Here is a 12,988-nt window from a genome sequence, read left to right on the forward strand (position 1 = left end):
TATTTAATTAGCTTTATTATATTATACGATTATTCTACAATAAACCTTTTACTTGCTTTTGTAAATTTATTCTCTAATCTAAGAATATATACTCCTGATTTTAACTTATCAGTAGTAATTGAATTTTCTCTTTCTAAATTACCTTTTATTAGTTCTTGACCTAAAGTGTTAATAACAGAAAAAGTAGCTCCATACAATTCTTTATCTGCTCCTAATAATCTTAATTGAGCTCCTCTTTTAATTGGGTTAGGTGCTATTTTAATAGAAGAGAATAAATCTTCATCTTCTTGACCTATAACATCTATTCTAGTTTCTAAGCTTTCAGCTAGAACTCCAAAATTTCCACAAGAACCTTCATAAATTTTTAACTTAGAAAATGTAGAGGTATTTCCTGACCCCGTATCATGATCATTAATAAATACTAACTTATCCATTTTCCCTGTATATGAACTCCCTACAGGAATTACATACTTTTTTGTTCCACTGCTATAGTTATTGAAATTTGTAATACCATAATCCTGAATACCATATACTTTGAAATACCTTGTAGAAGTTAAACTACTATCATCTTCAAAACCTATACCATGGATTTCACCTTCAGATGTACTACTAAACTCAAACTCTATTACAGTATTTTTAGTAACTGTATAATTCATGGCTATTTGTTTCCAAGTATTATTAGTTAATGTTAAAGAAGTTCCTTTAGCATCAATTGAATAATCACCAGCTTTATCTTGATCTCCAAAAGATGTAATTCTATAATCATTGAAATTTAATTCTTTACAAACTGGATCAGGATCAGTTCCTCCTCCAGAAGTTATAGCCAACTTATCTATAGCCATGTCACCTTGCCAATTATCACCAGTTATTCCATTAAAACGTAACATTATTTTTCCAGTATAACTACTTAAATTTATTGATGCTCCTTTCCATGAATTACCTTGATTTCCCTTCTTTTCCCATATTTTGCTCCAAGTTTTACCATTATCTTTACTTAACTGTACTCTTAAACTTCCCATTGAAGCAGCTCCGTACATATGATATTTAAATGTAAGTGTAGCATTATTAATATTACTTACATTAAAACAAGGTGAAGTAACAATAGCTTTTTTATTAGGAGAGTTTGGAGCAGAAGACTCTACATATAAATAATAGCTACCATCATTCGCTGATGCTGGCCCAGTGTTATTTGATGGTGTTCCTCCTGACTTTAAAGTCCATTGAAAATTATCATTTGTATTTTGCTTCCATTTTCCTAAAGTATTTTCAAAACTTTGATTATATGGAAATTTATTTACTGTTGAAGTACATCCTGCTGGAGGTGTTGTACTTCCTCCTCCAACACCATTCTTTGGCATTGCAGTACCTATAGAACGAATTAAATTATCACATCTACCATAAGATCCATTAGGACAACCTCCTGTATTGTGAATAGCAATTACTAAATTTGATTTATAATCTAAAACTGGCGAGCCAGAGCTCCCACCTTCTGTGTCTGCATAGTACCTAACTTGCTGACCAGAACCGTTCCTGCTTTGGTATACTCTTGAAAAACCTCCTGCGGTTGCATCTCTATCAGATTTTACAGAAATTTCTTTTCTTCTACCACCTGGATGTTGAGGAATATAAATTCTATCTCCTTTAGCCGGAACTTTTTTACTTAAACTCAAATAACCATACTTATTTGTTGGGTTAACAGGTAATTTTATCAACGTATAATCTAACGATCCGTTTGTTTTTATAAAAGTAGCAGATGAAGCAACTACATCTGCTTTAGCTTTAGCACTACCTGTACAATTTGTATAACGATAATTAAAAATATAATCTGTATTTCGAGCTCTTGACGCAGAATTTATACAATGATTATTAGTCATTAAATTACCTTCACTACCCAATAACCATCCTGTACACAAAGAGCTACCGCCAATTAATAACCTACAAACAGCTTTTGCTTTGTTATACATTGTTGTTCCTCTATAACAATCAATTCTTTGCTTGTTATCTCTTGTACAAATAGATCTGCCTTTTAATCCAGATTCAGATTCTGCTAATTTTTCAGCTATTTTTTCTTCACTGTAGCCATAAGCAACTTTGGTTATTTTAAACCCTTTATGCCTACCTACATTACCTGAAGAATAAAGTTTTACGGTAACTTTTTCATCAAACAAAACTCTTGACCAAAAATCACTGATAGTAGTCATTTGAGTATCTACAATTTTTCCTTTTCCTCCATATATAATAGATTCCTTGCTAGTATCTCCTATAATCTCAACATAATCGCCTGGTGCTAAATCAAAATCTTGAAAATATAATTTGATATAGGAGGAGTTTTTGGAGTAAAACACTTTTTCATAAGCAATTTCTTTGTCTCGAATAGTAGTTGAAGATTTCTTAAATTGTTGATACTTATTCGTAACTTGAATATTAGTATCAAATTCATCTCCAATCTTTAACGCTTTTTGTGCTGTTAAGTTTTTTGTACTCAAAAGTACAACGGTTAAGAAAACCGTCTTTAAAAAATAGTTTTTCATTTCGGGAGGATTTATTTAATTAATAAGACACAAAATAGCGAAAAACCAAATCTAGATTTAATACTTTTTTACTATTTAAGTATAGTATTCTAAACACTTTACATGTGTTTGTAAATATTGTATCTAGTAATGTTTAAATCATACACAATGAATACAATCTGTATTTCGGGCTCTTGACATAGATTTTTTTATTTCTATTATATTTTATTTTTTCAACCAATAGAAAACGCCATAAAAAAACAACACCCTCTTGATTTCCAAGAGGGTGCTTCTTATTATTTGATTAACTTTATTATACAATTACTCAATAATAAATCTTTTACTTGCTTTTGTAAACTTATTCTCTAGTCTTAAAATATAAATACCAGAGTTAAATTCATCAATATTGATAGCTCTAGTATCTTTTAAGCTACCTTTCTTTAAAACTTGTCCTAATGTATTAATAATTGAATATGTTGCATCAGATAAGTTTCTATTAGGTCCTATTAATTTTATAGGGTTTCCTTTTTTAACTGGACTAGGCCCAACTTTAATCGAAGTAAATACCTCTTCGTCTTCATTTCCTAATACATCTTCTCTAATATCAAATACTTCTGTAATAACAACAGACGAATTCTCACAAGATCCTTCATAAATTTTCACATTTGAGAACACAGAAGTATTTCCAGATCCAGCATCATTATCATTAATAAATACTAATCTATCCATGCTTCCTGTATAAGAACTACCTACAGGTATTGTATACGTTCTTGTACCACTTGTATAATTATCGTAGTTAGTTACACCATAATTTTGTGTACCATGTACTTTAAAATATCTTGAAGAAGTTAAACTATTATCGTCTTCAAAACCAATAGCATGAATTTCACCTTCTGAAGTACTACTAAATTGAAATTCAATTACAGTGTTAGCTGTTACAGTATAGTTTAATGAAATATACTTCCAAGTATTGTTTGTTAACGATAATGAATTTCCGTTTGAACTTACAGAGAAATCTCCAGCACTATCTTGAGTTGAGAAACTATTAATTGTATAATCATTAAAGTTTATTGAATCACAAGTTGGTCCAGGACCTCCGCCTCCATTAGAAGTTAACGAAAGATTGTCTATAGCAATATCACTAGACCAGCTAGAACCAGTAGTTCCAACAAAACGTAATCTAACTTCAGATTGTCCTAAATACGCACTTAAATTTACTGAAGCATTGTTCCATTGGTTTCCTTTATTTCCAGAATCACTCCATACAGAAGTCCAAGTTGTTCCATTAGTAGAAGCCTCTAAACGTAATGAACCAACGCTTGTTCCGTACATATGATTACTGAAAGAGAATATTGCAGCAGTAAGTCCAGAAAGATCAAAACAAGGACTTTGTAAAATTGCAGTAGCATTTGGTCCAATTTGTCCAGTACTTCCATTAGTTGAAGCTTCTAAGAACATATAAAAACTACCATCTGCTCCAGCGCTTGGCCCTGTTCCTGAAGACGGAGTTCCTCCACTATCTCTTACCCAATCACCGCTATCTCCACTAGCTTGCGTCCATCCAACACTAGATTCAAAACTTTGACTATATGGGAATGAGCTTACAGTTGAACTACAAACTGGATCTGGATCTGGGTCTGGACCACCGCCACCATTATCTACACCATTATTTGGCATATCATTTCCAATAGACGCAATTAAGTTATCACTTCTACCGTAAGATCCATTTGGACATCCACCTGTATTGTGAATAGCAATTACTAAGTTTGAGTTATAGTTTAATACTGGAGATCCAGAACTTCCTCCTTCTGTATCTGCATAATATCTAACTTGCTGTCCAGATCCTGATGAACTTTGGAATACTCTAGAAAAACCTCCAGCAGTTGCATCTCTATCAGATTTAACAGAGATTTCTTTTCTTCTACCACCTGGGTGTTGTGGAATATAAATTCTGTCTCCTGCAGTTGCAACAGCAGAACTTAAACTTAAATAACCGTAAGTACTAGTTGGGTTTGTAGGTAACTTTACTAATGTATAATCTAAACTAGAATTTGTTTTGATAAATGTAGCCGACGAAGCAACTACATCACTCGTTGCTGTAGTAGAACCAGTACAGCTTTGATATTGATAGTTAAACACATAATCTGTATTTTGAGCAGCAGATGCAGATCCTATACAGTGATTATTCGTCATAAGGTGTCCTTCGCTACCTAATAACCAACCTGTACAACTACTTGTACCATTGATAATTAATCTACATACAGCTTTTGCTTTTTCATACATATCTGTTCCTTGGTAACAAGCAATACGCTCTTTGTTATCTGCAGAACAAATAGATCTTTGTTGATCTCCATCATACTGAGAAGCAATTTTCTCAGCAGAGAAACCATAAGCAACTTTTGTAATTTCAAATCCGTTATTTCTTCCAACTTCGTCAGATGAATATAATTTTACAGTTACTTTATCATCAAACATAACTCTAGACCAGAAATCACTGATCATCGTCATGTTATCATCTACTATTTTTCCTTTTTCAGCGTAAATAATAGACTCTTTACTATTATTTCCAATAATTTCTACATAGTCACCAGGAGCTAAGTTGAAATTTTTAAAATATAGTTTAATGTAAAAAGAATTTGGTGAAGCGAACTCTTGTTCGAATACTAAACGTTTTTTACCATCTGGAGATCGCTCACTAAATTGACGGTATTGGGCTTTGGTGACTGAAATGTCTGTATCAAATTCATCTCCAATGGTTACTTTTTGTGCACTTAAATTTGTTGCACAGAGGAAAACGAGGGCCATAACGACCACTCTGAAAAAATAGCTTTTTTTCATTTTAATAGGGTTTTTAATTGGTTAATTTTGAATGGTAAATCTATTCATAATCAGAATAAAACACAAATTAAATGTTAAAAAAATATTTTTTTATTAACATTTATTACAATAAATTTAACTTTACAAAAAACAGTTGAAAGTTCTTTTTCGTAGAGTTCTTCTACGCTAGCTTAATGCAACAGTGTTTCGTATTACTTAATAAAAACAATATTAAAAGCCTATTAAAATACTAGATTAATTCGATTAAAAATTTAAAAAGAAGCTTGTTAAAATGCTCTTAAAATGAATATTTTTGATTTTAAAAGAACTTTTTTTTCCTGTTTTGGTGTAATGATCTTTTATTTTCTACGTCAAAATCAACGTTACCCTCTAGTGGTAAAAACAAAAACAACATTATGATGAAAAAACTATTTTTTGCTTTAGTATTAGCGTTCATTTCAGTGAATACTCAGTCTCAAACTAACGAGGTATTTGATGCTTTATTAAAAACCTATGTAACTCCAAACGGAAAGTTGGATTACAAAGGATTAAGAAAAAATAAAGCGGTATTAGACATTTATTTAAATCAACTAGAAGAAACTATTCCTTCTAAGAAATGGTCTTCTAAAAAAGCAAAAGCTTTTTGGATGAATGCTTATAATGCATATACTATTAAATTAATTATTGATAGTTATCCTTTAAAGAAGTTAACAGACATTAAAATTAAAGGAAAAAGTGCTTGGAAGATTCCATTTGCTAAGGTTGGTAGAAAAACATATTCATTAGATTACATAGAGCATAAAATCTTAAGAAGATGGCACGATGATCCAAGAATTCATGTAGGAATTAATGCAGGTTCGGTATCTGGTCCTAGATTCCCTAATTATGCTTTTACAGCAAAAAACATTAATGATAAATTAGAGAGTTTAATGTCTGAATTCGTTAATGATCCAACAAAAAATAAAATCACTTTAACAAAATTAGAGTTATCTAAAATTTTCGAATGGTACGAAGAGGATTTTATTGCTAATGGTAGTTTAGTTGACTATATTAACATTTATGCTAACTCAAAAATTAACGACAACGCCTCAGTATCTTTCTTAAAATATGATTGGTCGTTAAACGAAAAATAATACCCTTCTTTATGAGAAAAAAGTAATCCCTACTTAAAACTAAAAAAAGCTGTTCATTAGAACAGCTTTTTTTATACGTGTTGGTCTATTAAAATTGTATTTCCATCTGGATCGAAAAAGACGATACTTCCTGGTCCTTTAACTTCTTCATCAGTTTCTTTTTCTAATTTTATATGATTTTCTTTTAGGTGTTTTTGAATTGTTCTAACATCATCAAATTCTTCCAATGCATTCGCACTTTCATCCCAACCAGGATTAAATGTTAAAATGTTATTCTCAAACATTCCTTGAAACAATCCAACTAAAGCATTACCGTTTTTCATTATTAAATAATTATGATCCATTTGCCCAGCAAAAACTGCAAATCCTAATGTTTCGTAAAACTCTTTTGATTTTTGTAAGCTTTTTACAGCTAAACTAATTGAGAAAGCACCTAATTTCATGATACATCGTTTTGGTTTACAATAAAGATACTAAAAGTATCTATAATCGTTTTTCAAGTTTAGAACAAAGTAAAACGTAAAATTGATTCTTATGCTTTACGCTTCACTAAAACATATCATTATAACAATATTCTACTACATTTATTTAAAATAGTATCTATAAAATTTAATATTTATTTACTAATTTAAAAGCGCTTATAATGAGTTTTATCTACGCTACTTTTATTTAAGGTGCAGCTGTAGATATAATAAAAATCCCTAAAAACGTTCATTTTATGAAATACTGTGTCTTAACTTTCATCTCTCTTATTATTTCCTTTCATAGTTATGGTCAAATTGAAAAGTATAATTTACTTTTAAAAGAAAATGTAGATTCTGATGGAAAAATCAATTATGAATCAATTAAAAAGGATAGTAGTAATTTACATTCTTATTTGACATATTTAGCTAATACTAGCCCTGATAGTACTTGGAATGATGATATGAAAAAAGCATTCTGGCTGAATGCATATAATGCTTATACTATCAAAATAATTGTCGATAATTACCCTCCTAAAAACCTAAGTGTTGAAAAAGAAAAGACAGGTTCTGAAGGACACAACGTTGGTTTCACTATTACAAATGTAAAAATGCCTAGTATTATGTATATTCAAAAAGAAGGAAAAGATGCTTGGAATATTCCTTTTGCAAATGTAGGCGGAAAAATATACACTCTTAATCAAATTGAACACGGTATTATCAGGAAAAAATTTAGCGATGGAAGAATCCATGCAGGTTTAAACGCTGCCAGTATATCGGGGCCCACATTTGTTAATTATGCTTTCACACAAGAAAATATTAATGAAAGTCTAGAAAGCTTAATAAAATCTTTTATTAATGATTCTTCTAAGAATAAAATATCAAAGGATGCAGTAGTACTTTCTAAAGTATTTGAATGGTATCCTGAAGATTTTAATATGGGTGATATTCTAATGTTTATAAATAAATATTCTAATGTAGAAGTTGCCCCAGACGCTTCTGTAAAATTCTTAGAATACAATTGGGACTTAAATTATAAAAACGAGCAATAAGTATTATTACTCTCTTTTAGAAAAAGGAATTATGATTCCTTTTTCTAAATAGTTTTTTAACCCGTTTAATAACATAGCCCAACAAAAAGAAGAGTGCTTAAAATGCGTATTAATTTCTGGCCAATCTTTATGGAAAAACTGTAAATATGTTTCTCCTCCTTTCATTTGTAAATCAAAACCAAATGTTGTTGGATTCCAATCTTTATCAGATTTTGTCATTTTAATGTAAAAAGACACATTCTCTTTATATTCTATTACCTCTCCATACCAATTATAAGCTTCGCCAAAATAAAAATTATATACAGCTCCTAATTCTGGTATGCCTATACATTTTTGAGGCCACCATTTTTCCAATTCTTCTGGAGCAGAGATAGCTTTAAATACTTTTTCTACAGAAGCATTTATCGGTACATTATGATATATACTATTACTTTTATTCATCTATTTATGAATGCATTAGAAACATATTAAAATTACAAAAAAATGACTTCAATAAAAAAAACCAAGCTAAAAAGCTTGGTTTTTCAAATATTTATAAACTTAGATTTACATTTCTAATGCTTTCTTAGGATTTCCTCCCATTAGTAATTCCACTGGGTTTTCTAAAGCTTCTTTAACAGCTACTAAGAAACCTACAGATTCTTTACCATCAATAATTCTGTGATCGTATGATAATGCTACATACATTATTGGTTGAATTACCACTTCTCCATTTACAGCCATAGGACGATTCACAATATTGTGCATTCCTAAAATCGCACTTTGTGGTGGATTTATAATTGGTGTTGATAACATAGAACCAAAAACTCCTCCATTCGTAATTGTAAATGTACCTCCTGTCATTTCATCAACTGTAATTTGTCCTTCACGTGCTCTAATTGCTAAACGCTTAACTTCACTTTCTACTCCTCTAAACGTTAAGTTCTCAGCATTGCGAATTACAGGTACCATTAATCCTTTAGGTCCAGATACTGCAATAGAAATATCTTGGAAATCGTAAGAAACCATTTCCTTTCCATCTATCATAGAATTTACAGCTGGATACATTTGTAAAGCACGTACACAAGCTAATGTAAAGAAACTCATGAATCCTAAACCAACTCCGTGTTTCGCTTTAAAATCTTCTTTATATTCTTTACGTAGATCGAAAATTGGTTGCATGTTTACCTCGTTAAACGTAGTTAACATTGCGGTTTCATTTTTCACAGACACTAAACGCTCTGCTACTTTTCTACGTAACATAGATAACTTCTTACGCTCTACACCTCTAGATCCCATGCCTGGAGTTCCCATAGATGGAACTGCTTTTACAGCATCCTCTTTAGTAACACGTCCGTCTTTTCCTGTTCCTTTAACTTCAGAAGCACTGATTCCTTTTTCTGCTAAAATCTTCTTTGCTGCAGGTGAAGCTGCTCCAGTTGCATATGTTTCTTTTGCTGGCTCTGATTTTGGTACTTCAGCTACTTTAGGAGCTTCTGTAGCCGCTTTTGGTGCTGCTCCACCTTCTGGTTTTGCTGCACTCATGTCTATTAAACAAACTACTTGTCCAACTGCTACTGCATCTCCTTCTTCTGCTTTTAAAGTGATAATCCCACTTTCTTCAGCTGGTAATTCTAATGTAGCTTTATCAGAATCTACCTCAGCAATTGGTTGATCTTTTTCAACATAGTCCCCATCCTCTACTAACCACGTTGCAATTTCTACTTCTGTAATTGACTCTCCCGGTGAAGGGACTTTCATTTCTAAAATCATCAGTACTAAATTTTATATATCTGAAATTTAATTTTCTATTCTTTTTTTAATCGAAAACTTTGTTAATTATTGCTTTATGACGCTCTTCAAAACGTTTTTTAGAACCTGCTGCTGGCGCAGATCTATATCCTTCGCAAGCACATTCTAATTGTGCTAACTCAAAACGCTCTAACATATGCGACCAAGCTCCCATATTTTTAGGTTCTTCTTGCGCCCATACATAACGTTCTACATTAGGATACCTGTCCATTACTTCTTGAATTTTGTCGTAATGTAATGGGAATAATTGCTCTATTCTAATTAAAGCAACATCTTCTCTTCCTGATTCTTTACGTTCTGCTAATAAATCATAATAGAACTTCCCTGTACAGAACACCATTTTCTTCACTTTGCTTGTATCAACAGTATCGTCGATAACTTCTTGGAATCCTCCATTCGCAAGTTCTTCCATTGAACTAACAGCCGCTGGTAAACGCAATAAACTCTTAGGAGTAAATACTACTAAAGGTTTTCTGAAATCACGTTTCATTTGACGACGTAAAATATGATACATATTCGCAGGTGTAGAACAATTAGCAACCGTCCAGTTATCTACTGCAGACGACTGTAAGAAACGCTCTATTCTTGCCGAAGAGTGTTCAGGACCTTGTCCTTCATAACCATGCGGTAATAACATTACCAATCCGTTTTGTAACTTCCATTTATCTTCAGCAGAAGAGATGTATTGATCGAACATGATTTGTGCTCCGTTGGCAAAATCTCCAAACTGTGCTTCCCAAATAGTTAGTGTATTTGGTGCAGCCATAGCATATCCATAATCGAAACCTAATACTCCGTATTCTGATAAATGAGAATTGTATATCGTAAAGTTTCCTTTATTTTTTGGATTCGTATTTAACAAGTTAACACGCTCTAGCGTATTTTCATCGCGCATAATTGCATGACGGTGAGAGAATGTTCCTCTTTCTACATCTTCTCCTGAAATACGAATATCAAATCCTTCTTCTAATAAGGTTCCGTAAGCTAGGTTTTCCGCAGTTCCCCAATCTAATTTATCTTCTTCAAAAACCATTTTAGCACGTCCTTGTAAAATACGTTCTGCTTTACGAACAAATTTATGCCCTTCTGGTGTTGAAGAAATTACTTTAGCAATATCTTTTAATGCATCTAGTGAATATTTCGTATCCACTGGCATTAACATATCTTCTAATTGTTTACGAACAAATCCATCCCATACATCTGGCATGAAATCTTGAATTTTAGAAGTCGATTTTTTCTTCGATTCTGCAAATTCTACTTCCAAATGGCTTTTAAACTCATCTGTGATTTGTGTAACGTAATCGTTTGTTATAGAACCTTCTTCTAATAATTTTGCTACATAAATCTCTTTCGCATTTTTATGCTTTTTAATTGTTTTATATAGCTTTGGTTGTGTAAAGCTAGGTTCATCTCCTTCATTATGACCATACTTACGGTATCCTAATAAATCGATAAACACATCTTTTTTGAATTTAGCTCTATATTCTACAGCAATTTGCATTGCATGACAAACTGCTTCAGCATCATCTGCATTTACATGTAATACTGGAGATAACGTTACTTTTGCAACGTCTGTACAATAAGTACTAGAACGTGCATCTAAGTAATTCGTAGTAAATCCAACCTGATTGTTTACAACAACATGGATTGTTCCTCCTGTTTTATATCCGTTTAATTGTGCCATTTGCACAACTTCATATACAATTCCTTGTCCTGCTATAGCGGCATCTCCATGAACTAATATTGGTAAAATCTTACTGTCATCACCTTCGTAATCTAAATCTACCTTAGCTCTAACAATACCTTCTGCAACAGCATCAACAGTTTCTAAGTGCGATGGATTTGGAACCAAGTTCATTTTCATCTCTTGTCCACCTCTATACGCTTTACTCAATGTTAATCCTAAGTGATACTTTACATCTCCATCGATTGTTGCATCTTCAAAATCTTTCCCTTCAAATTCACTAAATAAATCTCGAACAGGCTTTTTGAAAATATTTACCAACGTATTTAAACGACCACGGTGTGCCATTCCTAACACACATTCTCTTACTCCATATTTTTCAGCTGCATCTCTTAAAGCAACACTAATTCCAGGAATTAATGTTTCTCCTCCTTCTACAGAAAAACGTTTTTGTCCTACATATTTCGTTTGTAAGAAACTTTCAAATGTTGAAGCTTGATTTAATTTAGATAGAATATATTTCTTTTCATCTAAATTGTAACTAGGATGGTTATCATTCTTGTTTAATCGATCTTGCCACCATTTAATCTCCTCTGGATTACGAAGATACATATACTCTACACCAATACTATCGCAATAGATTGCTTGTAAGTGCTTGATAATTACAGATAACGTTTGCGGACCAATTCCTAAGATTTGCCCTGCATTAAATGTAGTTGTTAAATCTTGTTGTGTTAACCCGAAGTTTTCAACATCTAAGCTTGGCGTATACTTTCTACGCTCTCTTACCGGGTTTGTTTTAGTGAATAAGTGACCTCTGGTACGGTATCCATTTATTAAATCGATTACCAAGAATTCTTTACGAACTTCTTCAGGAATCTCAATTTCTTCTTCATCTGTTAACGAGTAATTCTCGTTAGCTAAATCATACCCTTGGAAAAAACTTCTCCAACTCGGCTCTACAGCATCTGGGTTTTTTTGGTATTGTTCATACAGTTCACTTATAAATCCTACATGAGCTGCATTTAAGAACGAAAACTTGTCCATATATACAATTGTACTTTTCTGTAATAAGAATAACAAATACAAAAATACAACTTTTACAAAAATGAGGTTATTAAATACTTATAAAAAAGGGAATCTTTTTAAATTCTTTTTAATACACGTATCTTTTAAAAGAATAATCTCTAAACATTAAAACATCCCTTATAATTAACGGATTATAAAATTCATTCAATTTTTTATTTAAAATAATTTGCAGATATAAAAAAACTCTTTAAATTTGCACTCGCATTTTAAAACAATGGTTGTTTTAAATTCCTCCTTAGCTCAGTTGGTTAGAGCATCTGACTGTTAATCAGAGGGTCCTTGGTTCGAGCCCAAGAGGGGGAGCAAAATTAAAGGCAACGTAGAAGCCGAAAATTTCTACAACATACATATTTATTTTTTCTTATTGCAAGAAAAATTCCTCCTTAGCTCAGTTGGTTAGAGCATCTGACTGTTAATCAGAGGGTCCTTGGTTCGAGCCCAAGAGGGGGAG

8 protein-coding genes and 2 tRNA genes are annotated in these 12,988 nt (G+C 32.0%); 4 read left to right on the plus strand and 6 right to left on the minus strand.

The window, feature by feature from the left end; genetic code table 11:
- Positions 1-29: 29 nt before the first annotated feature.
- Both ACKTTC_RS18115 and ACKTTC_RS18120 read right to left on the minus strand, forming a co-directional pair.
- On the minus strand, positions 30-2,531 hold the full coding sequence (locus ACKTTC_RS18115; RefSeq protein WP_408041274.1) for a trypsin-like peptidase domain-containing protein: 2,502 nt from the start codon (positions 2,529-2,531) through the stop codon (positions 30-32).
- A gap of 300 nt (positions 2,532-2,831) precedes the next feature.
- The gene (locus ACKTTC_RS18120; RefSeq protein ID WP_408041275.1) at positions 2,832-5,348 is read right to left on the minus strand and encodes a trypsin-like peptidase domain-containing protein; all 2,517 of its coding nucleotides are present in this window, start codon (positions 5,346-5,348) and stop codon (positions 2,832-2,834) included.
- Positions 5,349-5,746: 398 nt separating this feature from the next.
- Here ACKTTC_RS18120 and ACKTTC_RS18125 point away from each other — a divergent pair, with 398 nt between their 5' ends.
- Complete coding sequence (locus ACKTTC_RS18125; RefSeq protein WP_408041276.1) at positions 5,747-6,460, plus strand: DUF547 domain-containing protein; 714 nt, start codon at positions 5,747-5,749, stop codon at positions 6,458-6,460.
- Positions 6,461-6,531: 71 nt separating this feature from the next.
- On the opposite strand, the gene ACKTTC_RS18130 is transcribed toward ACKTTC_RS18125, so the two are convergent.
- On the minus strand, positions 6,532-6,903 hold the full coding sequence (locus tag ACKTTC_RS18130; RefSeq protein WP_408041277.1) for a VOC family protein: 372 nt from the start codon (positions 6,901-6,903) through the stop codon (positions 6,532-6,534).
- A 275-nt stretch (positions 6,904-7,178) separates the two neighbouring features.
- Between ACKTTC_RS18130 and ACKTTC_RS18135 the strand changes: the two genes are divergently transcribed.
- The gene (locus ACKTTC_RS18135; RefSeq protein WP_408041278.1) at positions 7,179-7,973 is read left to right on the plus strand and encodes a DUF547 domain-containing protein; all 795 of its coding nucleotides are present in this window, start codon (positions 7,179-7,181) and stop codon (positions 7,971-7,973) included.
- A 6-nt stretch (positions 7,974-7,979) separates the two neighbouring features.
- Here ACKTTC_RS18135 and ACKTTC_RS18140 read toward each other — a convergent pair whose 3' ends face one another.
- The 3 genes from ACKTTC_RS18140 to ACKTTC_RS18150 form a co-directional block, all read right to left on the minus strand.
- The gene (locus tag ACKTTC_RS18140; RefSeq protein WP_408041279.1) at positions 7,980-8,414 is read right to left on the minus strand and encodes an SRPBCC family protein; all 435 of its coding nucleotides are present in this window, start codon (positions 8,412-8,414) and stop codon (positions 7,980-7,982) included.
- Between the two features lie 105 nt (positions 8,415-8,519).
- Positions 8,520-9,725, minus strand: a complete 1,206-nt coding sequence (gene odhB, locus ACKTTC_RS18145; protein WP_408041280.1) for a 2-oxoglutarate dehydrogenase complex dihydrolipoyllysine-residue succinyltransferase — start codon at positions 9,723-9,725, stop codon at positions 8,520-8,522.
- A gap of 46 nt (positions 9,726-9,771) precedes the next feature.
- On the minus strand, positions 9,772-12,495 hold the full coding sequence (locus ACKTTC_RS18150) for a 2-oxoglutarate dehydrogenase E1 component (RefSeq protein WP_408041281.1): 2,724 nt from the start codon (positions 12,493-12,495) through the stop codon (positions 9,772-9,774).
- A gap of 271 nt (positions 12,496-12,766) precedes the next feature.
- On the opposite strand from ACKTTC_RS18150, the gene ACKTTC_RS18155 reads away from it, so the two are divergent.
- Positions 12,767-12,840: transfer RNA gene (locus ACKTTC_RS18155), tRNA-Asn, on the plus strand.
- Between the two features lie 74 nt (positions 12,841-12,914).
- Positions 12,915-12,988: transfer RNA gene (locus ACKTTC_RS18160), tRNA-Asn, on the plus strand.

Origin of the sequence: Tenacibaculum amylolyticum (assembly GCF_964511145.1) — a bacterium.
In the GTDB taxonomy this organism is placed as follows: Bacteria; Bacteroidota; Bacteroidia; order Flavobacteriales; family Flavobacteriaceae; genus Polaribacter; species Polaribacter amylolyticum.

Coding starts and splice junctions, on each gene's coding strand:
- ACKTTC_RS18115 (WP_408041274.1), bottom strand. CDS start 2,531: ATGAAAAACTATTTTTTAAAGACGGTTTTCTTAACCGTTGTACTTTTG.
- ACKTTC_RS18120 (WP_408041275.1), bottom strand. CDS start 5,348: ATGAAAAAAAGCTATTTTTTCAGAGTGGTCGTTATGGCCCTCGTTTTC.
- ACKTTC_RS18125 (WP_408041276.1), top strand. CDS start 5,747: ATGAAAAAACTATTTTTTGCTTTAGTATTAGCGTTCATTTCAGTGAAT.
- ACKTTC_RS18130 (WP_408041277.1), bottom strand. CDS start 6,903: ATGAAATTAGGTGCTTTCTCAATTAGTTTAGCTGTAAAAAGCTTACAA.
- ACKTTC_RS18135 (WP_408041278.1), top strand. CDS start 7,179: ATGAAATACTGTGTCTTAACTTTCATCTCTCTTATTATTTCCTTTCAT.
- ACKTTC_RS18140 (WP_408041279.1), bottom strand. CDS start 8,414: ATGAATAAAAGTAATAGTATATATCATAATGTACCGATAAATGCTTCT.
- odhB (WP_408041280.1), bottom strand. CDS start 9,725: ATGATTTTAGAAATGAAAGTCCCTTCACCGGGAGAGTCAATTACAGAA.
- ACKTTC_RS18150 (WP_408041281.1), bottom strand. CDS start 12,495: ATGGACAAGTTTTCGTTCTTAAATGCAGCTCATGTAGGATTTATAAGT.